Raw genomic sequence first — 16,458 nt, 5'->3', positions numbered from 1 at the left:
AACCAGCCGCGCAATCGGACCTTGGTGGCTCGCCGAGTCAGTGTTCAACATTCGCTCCTGGCGCTAGGAGCGGCATTGTTCCCCCTGGCCCGCGCAAACCATGCGAAAGAGGCGCCGGGCTCGGCTCGGCGCCCCCTCACCTTCTTCACTTATCCGACCACACCGCCAGCTCGTAGCCGTCCGGATCGGAAAAGTGGAAGCGGCGGCCGCCCGGGAACGAATAGGCGGGCTTGACGATCTTCCCGCCGGCCCCCTCGACGCGGCGCTGGGTCTCGTCGAGCTTGTCGGCATAGAGGATCACCAGCGGCCCGCCTGCCGCCTTGCTTTGGCCGCCGAGTGCGAAACCGCCGGTCAGCCGGCCGTCGTTGAACTCGCAATAGCTCGGCCCGTAGTCCTTGAAGGACCAGCCGAAGGCCTTGCCGTAGAAGCCGCGCGAACGCACGATGTCGCCGACGGAAAACTCGACATAGTCGATGCGCTTGTCGTTGCTGGATTTGGCCATGATCTTCTCCTTTCGGGGTCTTTGGAAGGTCAGCGTTCGAGCATTGCCTTCAAGGTGTTGAGGTCGCGCTGCACCGCTTCGGCGTCGGCAGCAAATGTCTCCTCCGTCATGTCCGGCGTCCTCAAGAGCACGAACATGACCTCCGCGCCGGTCCCATTGGGAACCACGCGCACCGCATTGCGGGTTTCCTTGCCCTCGGCGAAGACGATGTGATCGAGGACACCGAGTTCGTTGGGCCGGGAGAATCGGATGCGGATGAGCCGGCCGTCGGGGTCCTCCGCGGTCCATTCTTCGCCCGATCTTTCGAAGCGCCTGCCGAGGCCTGCCGCCCAGCGCTGGAAATTCTCAGGGATGGAGGCGAAGTCATAGACTTCGCGCCAGTCCCGGTCGATGGACACGGTGATGATGCGGGATTTGTAGATCGTCATATCTGCCTCCTTTCAACGAAGGCAGACTAGGCGGAGTTGGCGGTGGCGTATTGAACGAAACGGCCAGCTCAGGCGCCGAGCTGTCGCAGAACCGTCGCGGGCGAGAATCCCGACAGGCGCCGCACCTCGCGCGTGAGATGCGCCTGGTCGGAATAACCCGCCTCGAACGCAAGATCGGCTAGGCGCGGCTCGGCGGACTGCCGCGCCAGGTTCAGAAACCGCTGGAAACGGAGAATGCGGTCGAGCGTCTTCGGGCCATAGCCGAAAGCCTCCTGGCAGCGGCGGCGAAGCGTTCGCGGGCTGACGTCGAGCCGGTCGAGGATCACCGCCATGCCCGGACCGGCGGATTCCGTTTTCAGCGCGTTGAAGGCAAATCCCATGTCCGGAGGCGGCGGCTCGACATCGGGCGCAAGCCTGGATAGTGCCGCTTGCATCGCCCGCATCCGCTCCGCCGTGGAGGACGCATCGCCAATTCTCTGGGCGATTTCGCGCGCCAGCGCTCCCCAGAAGTGGCTGAGCGCCACCCGGCCGCCAACGATCTCCGACATCGGCAGGCCGAGCCACCGGCTTGCTGCACCCGGTCGGAAGCGGGTGCCGATCACGGTAGAGCCGGGTGTCAGCGCAGAGAGGGCAACCGCCACGTCGGGACCTGCTACGACCAGATCGCCGTCGATCCAGGTGATGTCGACGCAGCCGTCGGGGACCACGGCCGACAAGCTCCCCGCGTCCGGGCGCAATGTATTGGACCAGACACACTGGAAATGCCCTTCGAGTGCGGCCGGAGGATCGAACTCGCGGTATTCTCCGATTGCCCCGGAAAGGACGGGTGTGTTGTCGTCAGACGTCACGAGCCTCTCCTGTGAGGAACACTTTCTACGGCATCGTACTCTTCGGTCCCCCGAGATCTATTGCGGTGGCGGCGTGCTTCAACCCTCGTTTGAGGCCTGCACTGTGAGCGGGCGGTCTAGCTAAGCTAGTGTATCTCGATCACGGCAGCTTTCACCGGCTGCCGGCGATTTCCACCCCGATCAGGCGGTTTGCCGGCCTTGTGCTCAAGCCGTCTCTTGACGCGCGGGAACCATACACGTTAGGGCGTCCGGGCACGAACGATTGGCGACCAAGCAAGGAAATTCCAGCTGATGGAAATTTTTACCGCCGCCGGCCTCGCGGCCCTGTTCCAGGTCATCGCCATCGACCTTGTGCTTGCCGGCGACAATGCCATCGTCATCGGCCTTGCCGCGGCAGGCCTGCCGTCGGATCAGCGCAAGAAGGCGATTCTCGTCGGCATTGCGGCGGCCACCGTGCTTCGCATCTTCTTCGCTCTGATCACCCAGTGGCTCCTCACCATCGGCCCCATTCTCCTCATAGCCGGCGGCCTGCTGCTGCTTTGGGTGTGCTGGAAGATGTGGCGCGAGTTGCGTATCAGCCACGAGCAGGAACATGACGCGACGGAATCGTTGTCAAATCTCGATTACGACAAGAACGGGACGATTGGCGGCAAAGGACCGCGCAAGACCTTCGCTCAGGCAGCCTGGCAGATCGTCATTGCCGACGTCTCTATGTCTCTCGACAACGTCCTTGCAGTCGCAGGCGCGGCGATGGACCATCCGACGGTCCTGATCATCGGCTTGGCGCTGTCGATTGCGCTGATGGGCTTCGCCGCTTCGTTTGTCGCACGCCTCCTGCATAAATACCGCTGGATCGCCTATATCGGCCTGGTGATCATTCTCTACGTCGCCGTGAAGATGCTTCTGGATGGTGCCGTGCAGCAGTTCCCCGAACAGTTTGCGTTCCTGGCGCCCTGGTTCGGACCAGGCGGTCATTGAAACCTTAGCAGTGCAGGCCCGCCCGAGCGGCGCCAAGTCGTTCCTCGGTTTGCTTGATTGCGGAACTATGCTATTGCGCCGTGCAAATTGAGCTTCTGCGAAAGTTCAAAAGATCAACATGCATCGAGACTTCCGGGCCGGGCCTTAGGGTTTCCGGCCCGCGTCCATTGGAAACCGCACATGTCTGCCCCTCGCGTCAGTTTCGTCAGCCTTGGATGCCCAAAAGCCCTCGTGGATTCGGAGCGCATCATCACGCGCCTGCGCGCCGAGGGCTATGAGATCGCGCGCAAGCATGACGGCGCCGATCTGGTCGTCGTCAACACCTGCGGCTTTCTCGATTCGGCTCGCGATGAATCGCTCAATGCCATCGGCTCCGCCCTTTCGGAGAACGGCAGGGTCATCGTCACCGGCTGTCTCGGCGCCGAACCGGACGTCATCCGCGAAAAACATCCCAACGTTCTCGCCATCACCGGTCCGCAGGCTTACGAGAGCGTGATGGCTGCAGTGCATGAGGCCGCGCCCCCGAGCCACGATCCCTATGTCGACCTGTTGCCGCCGCAAGGCGTCAAGCTCACGCCGCGCCATTATGCCTATCTCAAGATTTCGGAAGGCTGCAACAACCGCTGCACCTTCTGCATCATCCCGGCGCTGCGCGGCGATCTCGTCTCGCGGCCGGCGGCCGACGTGCTGCGCGAGGCCGAGAAACTGGCCAAGGCCGGAGTCAAGGAAATCCTGGTCATTTCGCAGGACACCAGCGCCTACGGCATCGACATCAAGTACCAGAGCAGCATGTTCGGCGATCGCGAAGTGCGGGCGAAATTCCTCGATCTGTCGGAGGAACTCGGCAAGCTCGGCGTCTGGGTACGCATGCACTATGTCTACCCCTACCCGCATGTCGCCGATGTCATCCCGCTGATGGCCGAAGGAAAGATCCTTCCCTATCTGGACATCCCGTTCCAGCACGCCTCGCCGCAGGTGCTGAAGAACATGCGCCGGCCCGCCCATGGCGAAAAGACGCTCGACCGCATTCGCGGCTGGCGCGAAATCTGTCCGGATCTCGCGATCCGCTCCACCTTCATCGTCGGCTTTCCCGGCGAGACGGACGACGATTTCGAGATGCTTCTCGACTGGCTGGACGAAGCCAAGGTCGATCGCGCCGGCTGTTTCAAATACGAGCCGGTCAGGGGCGCCCGCTCCAATGATCTCGGCCTCGAACAGGTACCGCAGGAGATCAAGGAAGCGCGCTGGCACCGCTTCATGAAGCGCCAGCAGAAGTTCTCGGCGACGCAGCTTGCAAGGAAGGTCGGCAAGCGCCTGCCAGTCCTGATCGACGAGGCCCATGGTACCTCGGCGAAGGGCCGAACCAAATACGACGCACCCGAAATCGATGGCTCGGTGCATATCCAGTCGCGGCGCCCGTTGCGCGCCGGCGACATCGTCACGGTCAAGATCGACCGCGCCGACGCCTACGATCTCTACGGTTCGGCGGTCTGATCGCCGGCGGGGTGAAGACCCCTTCTGCTAGAGCATTTTGCAGCCAAACGTCTTCGTTTGGCGTCCGACAAAATGCGTTAAAAGAGAGAGTTAGAGCGCGGTTGGTTCGACCAAAACGCAAAGCGCTCTAGGACGTGACTGTTTCGCTTGCACGGATAAGCATCCGCCTGAGCCAGGCGTGACCGGGGTCGCTGTCGTTCCTCCGATGCCATAGCAGAGTTTCCTGATAACCGGAGTAGTCGAAGGGCAGCGGAAAAGAGCGCACGCGCGGCCAATTCGTCAGCCGGATCACGTTTGCCGACAAGGTGCAGATCATGTCCGTCTGGGCGATGATCGCCGGCACGGCGAGCGCATAAGGCAGGCTCATTGCAACGGTCCGCTTCAGGCCGCGGTCGTCCAGAAGGCGATCAATGTAGCCCTTCAGATCGCCGACATGAGTGACCAGCAAGTGCGGATACTTCAGAAAGAGTTCGAGCGTCATCGCGTCACGGATCTCAGGATGCTCGGCCGAGACGATCGATAGCCAGTTCACGTGGAAGAGTGATGCACGTTTGATTGTTGTCGGCGCATCGGGCAGGATAGTGATCGCAAGGTCTATCGAGCCCTTCTCGAGACAATCGACGATTTCCTGTCGGTGTAGGCTGCGCAGGACGATCGAAATTCTCGGCGCCGCTGAACGGAGCACCGGCATCAGTCTGGGCATTAAAGTCGCCGCGATGTGATCGGTGGTCGCGATCCTGAAGATGCGACCCGATTGCTCCGGCGAGAACTGGCCGAACCCTCCCAGCGCATCCTGGATCTGGCGTAGCGCGGCCCGGATCGGATCGGCGAGGTCGAGCGCCTTTTCGGTCGGCCGCACGCCATCGGCATGACGGACGAAAAGATCATCGGCGAAAAGCCGACGCAGATGGGCGAGGCGCTTGCTCATCGCTGGCTGGCTGAGCCCGATACGGGCTGCCGCCCCGCTCACGCTGCCTTCACTGAGCAGAGCGTCGAAGGCGACAAGCAGGTTCAGATCGATCGAAGCCAGATTCATGCTGGACCTCCGAGCTTTTATTACTGAGAGCAATATTGAGATGTCAAATATCGATTTGACGACTGAAAGCGAACCCCGAAAATAGGCGCCTTCAATCGATATGGAGACATCGATGCGACGCTGTTCTCTCGCTGCTATTTTCCTATTCCTGATGCCGAACCTCTCAAGCGCTCAGCCGGCCGAAAGTCGCGGAGGGACAGTCTTCGCGTTGTCGGATGTCGATATGGTGCCGACCGTCTACGAGACGGGCGAGCTCGGGCCTCCAGATCCTCACTATCGGGATACGCTGTCCATCATCACCTCGCCGACAGAGCGGTCTCGCTCTGTTGCGATGACGGAGGTTTCGAATTCGACCTATGGGCCGCCCGGAGCACTAGACGTCTCCCTGGATGGCCAGTTCGTTTTCGTCGCCGAAACCTTCCGTCAACGCTCCGAACAGGCGACCCGCCTCGACGAGTTGCAGCAAGGCGACACGATCCGATCGCTCCAGTTCGATGGCGGCCGCTCGGCGGTGGTCGACAGCGTGAAGATCGGAATCCAGCCGCAGGCGATCCATCTCAATCCTGCTGGCGATCTCATCGTCGCAATTACTGCCGACGCCAAACACGAACTCACTTTCGTTCCGGTCAGAGAGGGTCGGTTCGGCCAAGCGTCCAGCTTCGGTCTCGGTCTTGAGCCGTCAACGGGTTTCATTCCATTGAAGGCGACCTGGGTGCAGTGGCATCCAAGCGGCCGGTATGTCGGGGTCAATCTCGTCGACCGTGGTCAGGTTGCCTTCTACGAGGTGCTGCGCGGAGAGGACGGAGCGGTTTCTGCTATTCGTCCCTGGGGCAATCGCATCCAAACGAACAAGTTCCCCTTTGTCGGCCGCTTTTCGCCGGACGGCCGCTACTACATCACCTCCGATGTTCAATGGGGAATCGATACGGCTGGTTTCTATGGCGTTCAGGAGGGCATTCTCACCACAGTCCGGCTTGCCGAAGTCGGGACGACGGGCGACGCAGCAAGGCACACCGTGCCTCACATCGCGCTTGGTGGCTGGGGCGCCGAGACGATCGCCTTCAGCCCCGACGGCCGCTTTCTTGTCACGTCCAATCTTCGCGGCACCGGTAAGCCAGATGGCTCGCGCGACTGGACGGAGCACGCGTCGCTCAGCCTCTATCAGCTGGACTCTGAAACAGGACGGCTATCGCCGCACGGCGAATGGCCGCTCGCAGGCGTGCTGCCGCAAGGACTCGCTTTTGATCGCACGGGACAAAAGCTCTTCGTTGGCGTGAACCGTTACCGCAATGAGGAAGCGCCGCTTGGCGGCGCCGTCGAGATATGGCAGATCACGACGGATGGGCGCCCGGCGCTCGCTCCCACATCGGATCGTGTCAGGCTGCCTACGGGCGTTCACACGATAGTCGCCCGCTGAACTTTCGTGAGTGGGATTCGCAGCCGGGCAGGTTAACCTTCGAAGCTCTGCAGATGAAAAGAGGGCGCCCAAAGGCGCCCTCTCCTGTTCCGGCGAAAGCCGGCCGAGCCAAGGCTTGCGCTTACTGCGGCAGCTTGTCGTCGACGCCCTTGACGTAGAAGTTCATGCCGAGCAGCGTGGCGTCGTCGGCGACTTCGCCGTCCTTCAGCCACGGCGTTCCGTCCTGCTTGGCAATCGGCCCGGTGAAAGGATTCCATCCGTCGATAATCTTCTTCTCGGTGGCTTCCGCCATCGCCTTCACGTCGTCGGGCATGTTGGTGTAAGGGGCCATCTTAACGGCGCCGTCCTTGATGCCCAGCCAGACATTGCCGGGCTTCCAGGTGCCGTCGAGTGCAGCCTTCACCCGGCCGATATAATACGGCCCCCAATCGTCGACGATCGAGGTCAACTGTGCCTTGGGAGCGAACTTGATCATGTCCGAAGACTGGCCGAAGCCCTGCAGTCCGCGCTCTTCGGCGACTTGCAGGGGAGCGGTCGAGTCGGTGTGCTGGACGATGATGTCGGCGCCCTGGTCGAACAGAGCCTTGGCGGCATCGGCTTCCTTGCCCGGATCGAACCATGAATTGACCCAGACGATCTTCGCCTTGAAATCTGGCTTGATTGACTGGGCGCCGAGCATGAAGGAATTGATGCCCATCACCACCTCGGGAATCGGGAACGAAACGATGTAGCCGGCGACGCCCGACTTCGATTGCTTGGCGGCGATCTGGCCGAGGATGTAGCGGCCTTCGTAGAAACGTGCGTTGTAGATGCCGAGGTTTTCGGCCGTCTTGTAGCCGGTCGCGTGTTCGAACATCACGTCGGGGAACTTCTTGGCGACCTTTACTTCGGGGTCCATGAAGCCGAAGGACGTGCCGAAAATGATTTTGCATCCTTCTCGCGCCAGGCGCTCGAAGGCACGATCGGCATCGGGACCCTCGGAGACGTTCTCCAGATATGCGGTCTCGACCTTGTCGCCGAGTGCCTTCTCTACGTCCAGGCGGCCCTGGTCATGCTGGTACGAATAACCGAAATCGCCGATCGGGCCGGTATAGACCCAACAGGCTTTCAGCTTTTCCTGTGCTTCGGCGGTCGCCGCCAGCGACAATGCTGCCGCCGTGGCTACCAGCGCAATAAGCAGTTTTTTCATTGTGTTACCTCTCTGAGTTAAACCTTGGAGCTTCCCGTCTGTTTTTTCATTGTCAACGATCCGGAACGAATGGCTGCCCCAAGGAAGCCGGTGTGTTCATCATCGTCAAACGCTTGTTGCGCGAGATTAGAACGAGAACCACGATGGTTGCCAGATAGGGCAACGAAGAAAGCAGTTGCGAGGGAACCGGAATGCCAAAAGCCTGTGCATGAAGCTGGCCGATCCATACCGCGCCGAAGATATAGGCGCCAGCCAGCACCCGCCATGGCCGCCATGATGCGAACACGACCAGCGCCAGCGCAATCCAGCCGCGCCCGGCGGTCATGTTCTCCACCCATTGCGGTGTATAGACCAGCGACAGGTGGCCCCCGGCAAGGCCTGCACAGGCGCCGCCGAAGATCACTGCCAGATAGCGGTAGCGGATGACCTGGATGCCAAGCGCATGGGCCGATGTGTGGCTGTCGCCGATCGAACGCAGCGTGAGCCCGGTGCGGGTTTTGAACAGGAACCACATGACAGCGGCGGTCAACGCGATCGAGATGTAGAAGATCGGGTCCTGGCCGAACAACAACCTGCCGATGACGGGGATCGCTGTCAGGCCGGGAATGTCGAGGTTTGGCAGCCTCGCGCCGGGCTGGCCGACAAAGCTGGTGCCCATCATGCCGGAAAGCCCGAGGCCGAGCAATGTCAGCGACAGGCCGGTCGCCACCTGGTTGGTGGCCAGCGACAGCGTCATGACGGCGAACAGCAGCGAAAACACCGCACCCAAGGCGATCGCCGCCAACAACCCGATCCACGGCGATCCGGTGAGATAGCCGGCGCCGAAACCGCCGACCGCCCCCATGATCATCATGCCTTCGACACCGAGGTTGAGCACGCCGGAACGTTCGACCACCAGCTCGCCGATCGCCGCGATCAACAAAGGCGTCGCCGCGGTTGCGATGGTCAAAAGAATGTTGACGGTGATGTCCATCAGCGGGCCTCCTCGAGCTTCGGCGCGGATTCAAGCTTCGGCGCGGCAAAGCCGATCAGACGAATACGGTAGTGAATGAGGGTGTCGCAGCCGAGCACGAAGAACAGGAGCATGCCCTGGAACACGCGCGCCACCTTGTCGGAGATGCCGAGCGCGCTTTGCACCGCTTCGCCGCCGAGATAGGTCAGCGCCAGCACCAGGCCCGCCGCGACAATGCCTAGTGGATTGAGCCGGCCGAGGAACGCCACAATGATGGCGGCAAAGCCGTAGCCGGGTGAAATCACCGGCTGCAGCTGGCCGATGGCGCCGGAGACTTCCGAGATGCCGGCAAGTCCGGCCAGTGCACCCGACAGCATGAAGGCGAAGAACACCATCCGGTTGATACCGAAGCCGGCGAAGCGCCCTGCCCTGGGGCTTGAGCCGAGCACGCGAACCTCAAAGCCTTTCAGCATGCGGCTCATCAGGATCCAGACCAGCACCGCCGCGACCAGCGCGAACACGAAACCCCAATTGGCACGGCCGGAGGCCGGCATCAGCTCCGGCAATATGGCCGAGTCGTTGAACTGTATCGTCTGCGGGAAATTAAAACCCTTCGGATCGCGCCACGGCCCGCGCACCAGCCAGTCGAGGAACAGCTGCGCGACATAGACCAGCATCAGGCTGGTCAAGATCTCGTTGGTGTTGAAGCGCGCCTTGAGCAAGGCGGGAATGGCGGCGTAGGCGGCACCGCCGACCATGCCGAACAGCAGCATCAGCGGCAGCACCAGCGGCCCTTCAAACTGCGGAAACAGCACCGGAATGCTCGAGCCGACGATGCCGCCCAGGATGAATTGGCCTTCCGCGCCGATGTTCCAGATGTTGGCCCTGTAGCAAACCGACAGGCCGACCCCGATCAGGATGAGCGGTGCCGCCTTGATCGCCAGCTCATGCAGCTGCCAGACCTGACTGATCGGCTCGAGGAAGTAAATTTGGAACGCCTTCAAGGGATTGACGCCAAGCAGTGCGAACAGGATGGCGCCGGCAATGATCGTCAACACGAATGCAATGAAGGGCGACAGCGCCGAGAACAGCATCGAGCGCTGCGGCCGTTTGACCAGTTCGAGGCGCATCATGACGTCTCCAGAGCGTGTTCGGCGTGGCCTGGCTCGGCCCCGCCCATCAGCAGTCCTATCTTTTCGAACGTCGCCTCAGCGATCGGCAAAGGCTTCGACAATTCGCCATTGTGCATCACCGCGATCGCGTCGGATATCTCGAACAACTCGTCGAGATCCTGGCTGATGACCAGCACTGCCGAGCCGCTGCGCGCCAATTCGATCAGTGTCTGGCGAATGTGGGCGGCGGCACCGGCGTCGACGCCCCATGTCGGCTGATTGACGACCATGACGCTTGGCCTGCGGTCGAGTTCGCGGCCGACAATGAATTTCTGCAGATTGCCGCCTGAGAGCGCTGCCGCCTCCGGATCCAGGGCGCTCTTGCGCACATCCATCGCCTTGATGATGCGCTGGGCAGCGGCATAGATCGCATCGCTTTTGACCATTCCGCCGGCGCCGACAAACACCTTGCCGTCGGTGGCATGGCGCGACAGAAGCAGGTTTTCCGAAAGCTTCATGCGGGGTGCTGCACCGTGGCCGAGCCGCTCTTCCGGCACGAAGGCAGCGCCCATCAGCCGCCGGCCGGTGATGCTGAGGCCGCCGGCATCCTTGCCGCGTATGCGCACCGAGGCGGCATCCTGCTGCGGCACCTCGCCGGAAACGGATTCGAAGAACTCGCCCTGGCCGTTGCCGGCAACGCCTGCAATGCCGATCACTTCGCCGGCGCGTACCGTCAGGTTGATATTCCTGAGCGGGATCGAGAACGGCGTTGCCGGCCTGCGGCTTAGTGCACGGATTTCAAGCAGCGGCTGCGCGGTCTCGATACCCTGAACCGGCGCGCGCACCACGGCCTGAACGTCGTTGCCGACCATCATGCGTGCCAGCGATGCCGCGGTTTCCTTGCGCGGGTTGCAATGGCCAACCACCTTGCCGTGGCGCAGCACGGTGGCGCGGTCGCAGATGCGCTTGACCTCTTCCAGCCGGTGCGAAATGTAGAGGATGGACTTTCCTTCCGAGCGCAACCGTTCGAGCGTCTCGAACAGCTTGTCGGCTTCCTGCGGCGTCAGCACCGAAGTCGGCTCGTCGAGAATGATGAGCTGCGGCGTCTGCAGAAGACAACGGATGATCTCGATACGCTGGCGCTCACCGACCGACAGATCGCCGACCAGCGACTGCGGGTCGAGCGGCAGGCCGTAGCTGTAGGAAAGCGCCCTCGCCTTCGCGGCGATCGTGCTGATCGGCGAACCGTCGTCCAATGACAACGCGATGTTCTCGGCCGCCGTCAGTGCCTCGAACAACGAAAAATGCTGGAACACCATGCCGATGCCGAGCTTCTTCGCAAAGCCGGGATTGGTGATCGTGACCGCCTGATCGTTCCAGAAAATCTCGCCCGAATTGGGCTCCAATGTTCCGAACAGCATTTTGACGAGCGTCGACTTGCCGGCGCCGTTCTCGCCGAGCAATGCGTGGATTTCGCCTTTTGCGACGTTGAGATCGATATGGTCGCACGCTGTCAGCGTGCCGAACGTCTTGGTAAGGCCACGAACCTCAAGCAGGTTTGCGTCGTCCTGATTTGCACTCACAGTGCCTCCCATCTGGTTTGCCAGATATGTTCTGTGTTCCCGCAGGCATGGTATGCGCGGCCTGCTGTCATCGCAAAGCGGCACCCGTCTTGAAAGAGCTTCAAGAATTTCAGCGGAAACTCAAGGGATAGCAAGGCTCAGGGAATAAGAATGGTTGTCCCGGTCGTCCTGCGGCCTTCAAGATCTGAGTGCGCCTTGCCGGCATCCTTGAGAGCGTAGCGCTGGTTGATCTTGATCTCGACCGCGCCGCTGAGCACGATTTTGAACAGCGCGGCGGCGGACGCCTCCAGGTCTTCGCGCTTGGCATTGTAGACGAACAGCGTCGGACGGGTTGCGAAAAGCGAACCTTTCTGCGCCAGCAACGACATGCTGAACGGCGGGATCGGCCCTGACGATTGACCGAAGCTGGCGAACATGCCGAGCGGCTTCAGGCAGTCGAGCGAGGCCGGAAAGGTGTCGTTGCCCACCGAATCATAGACGACGTCGCATTTCTTGCCGCCGGTGATGGCGAGGACGCCGGCGACGAAGTCCTGCTCGCGGTAGTTGATGACATGGTCGAAGCCATGCGCCTTGGCGAGCTCGATCTTGTCGGTGGAGCTGGCGGTGCCGATCACGGTTGCGCCGAGGTGCTTGGCCCATTGGCCGAGGATCAGTCCGACGCCCCCGGCCGCCGCGTGAAACAGGATCGTGTCGCCCGCCTTCACTTTGAAGGTACGGCGCAGCAGATATTCCGCCGTCATCCCTTTCAGCATCATGGCGGCCGCCTGCTCGTCGCTGATGCCGTCCGGCACCCTCACCACGCGGTCGGCGGCGATCACGCGCTGCTCGGCATAGGCACCAGTCGTGACGGCATAGGCGATGCGATCGCCCGGCTTCAGCCAGTCGATATCCGCGCCCACTTCCTCCACCACCCCGGCCGCCTCGCTGCCCGGTATCAGCGGGAAACCGCCTGGCGGCGGATAAAGGCCGGAGCGATGATAGACGTCGATGAAATTGAGGCCGATCGCCGTGTGCTTGACCAGGATTTGTCCCGAGCCGGGTTGGTCCGGATCGGCGTCCTCATAGGTCAGAACCTCCGGACCGCCATTGGCGTGGATGCGTATTGCTTTGGACATTGACAAGACTTCTATTGGGATCAGGTTTTCTTGGCGCCGAGCGTTGGAAAGAGCTGCATGATACCGCCGATGCATGCGAGGTAAAGTCCGGTGACCGTGATGCCGATCTTGGTGAAGACACTCACCTGCTCGCCCAAGACGCCGATCTGGTCGTAGAAGGCGGCAAGAGCTGCCTGCGCCAGCGCCAGCGCTCCGAAAGCGCACCATAGCAGCGTCATACCAAGGTTGATCGGGCGCAGCCGCACCACCCGCACCGGGTGGATGAAATTGATCGGCACGAAGGTCAGAATGCCGGCCACCACGACCACGGCGAAGGAAACCCATTGTCCCGGATCGATGACGAACAGCGTGAACACCACCATGTTCCAGACCACCGGAAACCCCTTGAAGAAGTTTTCCTTGGTCTTCATGCCGGTGTCGGCATAGTAGATCGCGCTCGACACGACGATGATCGCCGCCGACAGGAACGACAGGCCCTCACCCATGAAGCCGCGCTGGTAAAGCGCGAAGGCCGGTATCAGCACGTAGGTGACGTAGTCGATAATGTTGTCGAGGAGCTCGCCCGACCATGTCGGCAGGATTTCCTTGACCTCGAGTTTCCTGGCGATCGGCCCGTCGATGCCGTCGACGAACAGCGCCAGCCCCAGCCACCAGAACATCGCCGTCCAGCGCTGCTCGCTCGCCGCCACCAGCGACAGGAACGCCAGGAACGAGCCCGACGCGGTCAGCAGATGGACCGAGAACGCGCGCGCCTGCGGCCAAGTGACTTTCTTCTTCGGCCTCGGAATCCTGTCCGTGATTTTCCTGGCCGTTGTTTTTTTGCTCACGGGCCCCGCCAGTCCAGCTTGCAGATTTCGGCCGAGCGGCCGGCAAAATTCCAGTTGCGGCCGAAGGCCCGCATCTTGCTCTTGTCGGACCTGGCGACGATGATTTCCGGTGCGATCCAGTACTCTGAATTGCTGATCACCGTATCCTTGTCGCGGTCCTTGCCGACAATCGGTGTCACCGCCCCGTCGATGATCTTCGGAATCTGGAAGATCCGCGTCCTGTCGCGCGTCTCATAGGTGACCGGCGCTTGCTCGACGCCGAGGAACTTTCCGACCAGGATGGAGAGCAGCGAGGTGGTTCCGCCAGCCTTGCCGGTGAAAATCCTGGTCAGCGCCTTTACCGCGTAGACTGAGGCGCGCTTGTCGATGAACAGTCCGGCGGTCCAGTTGCCGCGGCTCATATAGCCGGGGATTTCCATGACCAACCCAAGGTTGAGGCCGGACAGGTCGACCTCGCCGAAATGGCCGGCATCGATGCGGAACCCCGCCCAGGTCTGACAATAGCCCTCGGTCGGCGGATGACTGCCGAGAGACAGCACGCAAGGGCAAAAAACCGTGCAATTGCAGGAGAGCACCAGCTCTCCCTTCATTGCCCAGTCTTGATCTGCCATCGAATTCTCTCCCTATGCCGAGACTACTAGCAGGGCGGCTGCCCAGACAAGCAGTATCGCACCAGCGATCCGGGTTAGCAGCCTGCCCGCCGTCTGTTTTTCGATCAAAGTGAACAGGCCGATCAGCGCCATCCAGAACACGTTCATCACACCGACCGCGAACATCACCAGCATCAGCGCCCAGCAGCAGCCGAGGCACCAGACGCCCTGCTCCACGCCGAGCCGGAAAATGCGGCCGGGCCTCGCGCTCCAGTTCGAAAACAGGATCGAGAACGGGTTTTTGCATTTCGTCAGGCAGGCTTCCTTCAGGCCGCTGAACTGGTAGAGGCCAGCAACCAAAAGCGCGACTGCTCCTGTCGCTCCGACCACTGGATCGAGCATCTGCACAGGTGAGGCGAAGGCGTGGACGATGAGCGTCAGCGCCGCAAACAATGCCGACGCGGCCAACCACACACTGAGGTAACCGGCGACCAGGACCAGCGGATGGACGACCGGTTCGCCCTTGATCCGCGCCGTATCGGCAATCTCGCAATAGGTGCGGATCATCGGCGCCGCCGAGGGCAGCATGGCGGCGATCGCCATCAGGAACCACATGACGGTGAGCGCTCCGGCCTGCGCGCCGACGCCTCCGTCGAGCGGCGCGGGTGCAAGACAAAGGGTGAAGAAGCGGTCGAGAAAACCCGGCAGCGGCAGCTGCGGCAGATATCTGAGCATCATGTCGCCGGGTACATTGATGCCCGGACCCCGGCTTTCGGCGCCGCGAATCGCCATGCCGCCGAGAAGCAGCCAGGCCAGGAGGACGCCTGCGCCCAAAATGATGTTCACCGCCAGTCGGGGATTGCGCGAGACGCTCGCCATGGCGCGGCCGACACGATCGAGATGGCTGAAGTCATGGTCTTGGCCGATCATGGCAATCGAATGGGCCGAATCGCCGCGTTGATCAAGCCGTATGATCTGACCTATATGCTTATCAGGTCGGACCGACCGCCTGGCATCACAATCCGGAAGCGAACTTGGACCATCAGCAAACAGCACGGATACTGGTTGCCGGCAGTGGCCCGGCAGGGCTGATCGCAGCGCTTGGTTTTGCGGATGCTGGCTTTCCCGTGACGCTCGTCGGACCTGAGGCAAATGGCCAAGACGGCCGAACGACGGCTTTGATGACCCCAGCCCTGAAGATCCTCGAGCGGTTGGGCGTCCTCGATGAGGTGAGATCCAAGGCCGCACCGCTGAAGGTTATGCGCATAGTCGATGCAACCAACCGGCTGATCCGCAGCCCGGTAGTCATTTTTCGTGCCAGCGAAATCGGCGAGCAGCAGTTCGGGCTGAATTTACCCAACAGCGCGCTCAACCCCGCACTTGCCGGGGCCGTAGCCGCGCATTCCGGCATCGAATGGCGAAAAGCGATGGTGGAGACCTGGCGCCTCGAAGCCGATCATGCCCATGCGATCCTGTCTGACGGCAGCGAGGTTGCAGCATCGCTGGCGGTCGCTGCCGACGGGCGTCTGTCGCCGGCCCGCGAGGCTGCCGGCATCTCGACATCCGCCCGGTCCTATCCACAGGCGGCACTGGTTCTCAATTTCGGCCACCGCAGCGACCACGCTTTCACCTCGACCGAATTCCATACCGAGACCGGCCCGTTCACCCAGGTTCCCCTGCCCGGCAACCGGTCCAGCCTTGTCTGGGTGGTAGAACCGGAAACGGCGAAGGAACTCGTCGCACTGAACGATGCGACGCTTTCGATGCGGGTCGAACAGCGGATGCAATCGATGCTGGGCCGGGTGTCTGTCGAGCCCGGCCGGCAGATCTACGCGCTTTCGGGCGTGACGCCGCGGTGCTTCGCGCGCAACCGGGTGGCACTTGTCGGCGAAGCCGCCCATGTGTTCCCGCCGATCGGCGCGCAAGGTCTCAACCTTGGTATCAGGGATATTGACGATCTTGTTGGGATTGCTTGCGAAAACAGAACCGATCCAGGCGCCATCAAGGCACTCGCGGCTTACGATTTCAGGCGGCGGCCCGACATTCTGGCACGCAGCGGCGCGGTCAACCTGCTCAACAAGTCGCTGCTCTCGGACATGCTGCCGGCACAGATGGCGCGCAGCGCCGGCCTCGGCGTGCTCGGCGGCTTCGCCCCGCTTCGCGCCTTTTTCATGCGCGAGGGGCTGCGGCCCGGCAGTGGTTTTGCGGCGCTCGCCGGTGGCTTAAGGAAACAAGTCCGGCGGTAGCATGCCCCTCGGGCGGGCTGGCCCGTAGTTTGACATGGCGTCAAGCTACGGCATTGATCTGGCACTTGGGCATTGAATTGATGCGGCGTCTGCGTCAAGGAGGGTCAGGCATCAGCCATAAGTCGGGCTCGATTTTTTGAA

16 protein-coding genes are annotated in these 16,458 nt (G+C 61.8%); 4 read left to right on the top strand and 12 right to left on the bottom strand.

All coding sequences use genetic code 11. The features are described from left to right. Window positions 1–145: 145 nt before the first annotated feature. The 3 genes from CIT26_RS13480 to CIT26_RS13470 all read right to left on the bottom strand — a co-directional run bounded on the left by CIT26_RS13480 (window position 146) and on the right by CIT26_RS13470 (window position 1,778). Window positions 146–502, bottom strand: a complete 357-nt coding sequence (locus CIT26_RS13480; protein ID WP_095493020.1) for a VOC family protein — start codon at window positions 500–502, stop codon at window positions 146–148. 29 nt (window positions 503–531) lie between these two features. Beyond that, on the bottom strand, window positions 532–930 hold the full coding sequence (locus CIT26_RS13475; RefSeq protein ID WP_095493019.1) for a polyketide cyclase: 399 nt from the start codon (window positions 928–930) through the stop codon (window positions 532–534). A gap of 68 nt (window positions 931–998) precedes the next feature. Further along, entirely contained in the window at window positions 999–1,778 is a 780-nt protein-coding gene (locus tag CIT26_RS13470; RefSeq protein ID WP_095493018.1) for a helix-turn-helix domain-containing protein, read from the bottom strand. Window positions 1,779–2,069: 291 nt separating this feature from the next. Here CIT26_RS13470 and CIT26_RS13465 point away from each other — a divergent pair, with 291 nt between their 5' ends. Together CIT26_RS13465 and rimO are read left to right on the top strand one after the other, a co-directional pair. Beyond that, window positions 2,070–2,756 carry a TerC family protein gene (locus CIT26_RS13465; protein WP_095493017.1) on the top strand — a complete coding sequence of 229 codons (687 nt, stop codon included), beginning with the start codon at window positions 2,070–2,072 and terminating at the stop codon, window positions 2,754–2,756. Window positions 2,757–2,936: 180 nt separating this feature from the next. Continuing rightward, window positions 2,937–4,250, top strand: a complete 1,314-nt coding sequence (rimO, locus tag CIT26_RS13460; protein WP_095493016.1) for a 30S ribosomal protein S12 methylthiotransferase RimO — start codon at window positions 2,937–2,939, stop codon at window positions 4,248–4,250. A 127-nt stretch (window positions 4,251–4,377) separates the two neighbouring features. Here the strand turns inward: rimO and CIT26_RS13455 are convergent, their stop codons facing one another. Then, window positions 4,378–5,286 carry a LysR family transcriptional regulator gene (locus CIT26_RS13455; RefSeq protein ID WP_095493015.1) on the bottom strand — a complete coding sequence of 303 codons (909 nt, stop codon included), beginning with the start codon at window positions 5,284–5,286 and terminating at the stop codon, window positions 4,378–4,380. A 112-nt stretch (window positions 5,287–5,398) separates the two neighbouring features. Between CIT26_RS13455 and CIT26_RS13450 the strand changes: the two genes are divergently transcribed. Further along, entirely contained in the window at window positions 5,399–6,703 is a 1,305-nt protein-coding gene (locus CIT26_RS13450; RefSeq protein WP_167391393.1) for a beta-propeller fold lactonase family protein, read from the top strand. Window positions 6,704–6,824: 121 nt separating this feature from the next. On the opposite strand, the gene CIT26_RS13445 is transcribed toward CIT26_RS13450, so the two are convergent. The 8 genes from CIT26_RS13445 to CIT26_RS13410 all read right to left on the bottom strand — a co-directional run bounded on the left by CIT26_RS13445 (window position 6,825) and on the right by CIT26_RS13410 (window position 15,001). Continuing rightward, window positions 6,825–7,892: a BMP family ABC transporter substrate-binding protein gene (locus CIT26_RS13445; protein WP_095493013.1), complete on the bottom strand. Its 1,068-nt coding sequence runs from the start codon at window positions 7,890–7,892 to the stop codon at window positions 6,825–6,827. 52 nt (window positions 7,893–7,944) lie between these two features. Next, window positions 7,945–8,865 carry an ABC transporter permease gene (locus CIT26_RS13440; protein ID WP_029352466.1) on the bottom strand — a complete coding sequence of 307 codons (921 nt, stop codon included), beginning with the start codon at window positions 8,863–8,865 and terminating at the stop codon, window positions 7,945–7,947. Then, window positions 8,865–9,977: an ABC transporter permease gene (locus CIT26_RS13435; RefSeq protein ID WP_095493012.1), complete on the bottom strand. Its 1,113-nt coding sequence runs from the start codon at window positions 9,975–9,977 to the stop codon at window positions 8,865–8,867. The genes CIT26_RS13440 and CIT26_RS13435 overlap by 1 nt, the downstream gene beginning before the upstream one ends. Then, window positions 9,974–11,551, bottom strand: coding sequence for an ABC transporter ATP-binding protein (locus CIT26_RS13430; protein WP_167391392.1), 1,578 nt, complete (start codon window positions 11,549–11,551; stop codon window positions 9,974–9,976). Before CIT26_RS13430 ends, CIT26_RS13435 begins: the two co-directional genes overlap by 4 nt. A 125-nt stretch (window positions 11,552–11,676) precedes the next feature. Beyond that, window positions 11,677–12,654: a quinone oxidoreductase family protein gene (locus CIT26_RS13425; RefSeq protein WP_095493011.1), complete on the bottom strand. Its 978-nt coding sequence runs from the start codon at window positions 12,652–12,654 to the stop codon at window positions 11,677–11,679. A 20-nt stretch (window positions 12,655–12,674) separates the two neighbouring features. After that, window positions 12,675–13,442 (bottom strand): phosphatidylcholine synthase, encoded by a 768-nt coding sequence (gene pcsA / locus CIT26_RS13420; protein WP_246684285.1) that lies wholly within the window; start codon window positions 13,440–13,442, stop codon window positions 12,675–12,677. 35 nt (window positions 13,443–13,477) lie between these two features. Beyond that, the gene (locus CIT26_RS13415) at window positions 13,478–14,092 is read right to left on the bottom strand and encodes a DUF1326 domain-containing protein (protein ID WP_095493009.1); all 615 of its coding nucleotides are present in this window, start codon (window positions 14,090–14,092) and stop codon (window positions 13,478–13,480) included. Between the two features lie 12 nt (window positions 14,093–14,104). Then, entirely contained in the window at window positions 14,105–15,001 is an 897-nt protein-coding gene (locus tag CIT26_RS13410; RefSeq protein WP_167391391.1) for a DUF2182 domain-containing protein, read from the bottom strand. A 104-nt stretch (window positions 15,002–15,105) separates the two neighbouring features. Between CIT26_RS13410 and CIT26_RS13405 the strand changes: the two genes are divergently transcribed. Then, complete coding sequence (locus CIT26_RS13405; RefSeq protein WP_095493008.1) at window positions 15,106–16,317, top strand: UbiH/UbiF family hydroxylase; 1,212 nt, start codon at window positions 15,106–15,108, stop codon at window positions 16,315–16,317. The last annotated feature ends 141 nt before the right edge of the window (window positions 16,318–16,458 follow it).

It is taken from the genome of Mesorhizobium temperatum, assembly GCF_002284575.1.
Lineage (GTDB): Bacteria > Pseudomonadota > Alphaproteobacteria > Rhizobiales > Rhizobiaceae > Mesorhizobium > Mesorhizobium temperatum.
The sequence above is the reverse complement of the archived record's forward strand: the minus strand, read 5'-3'. Positions and strand labels throughout refer to the sequence as shown.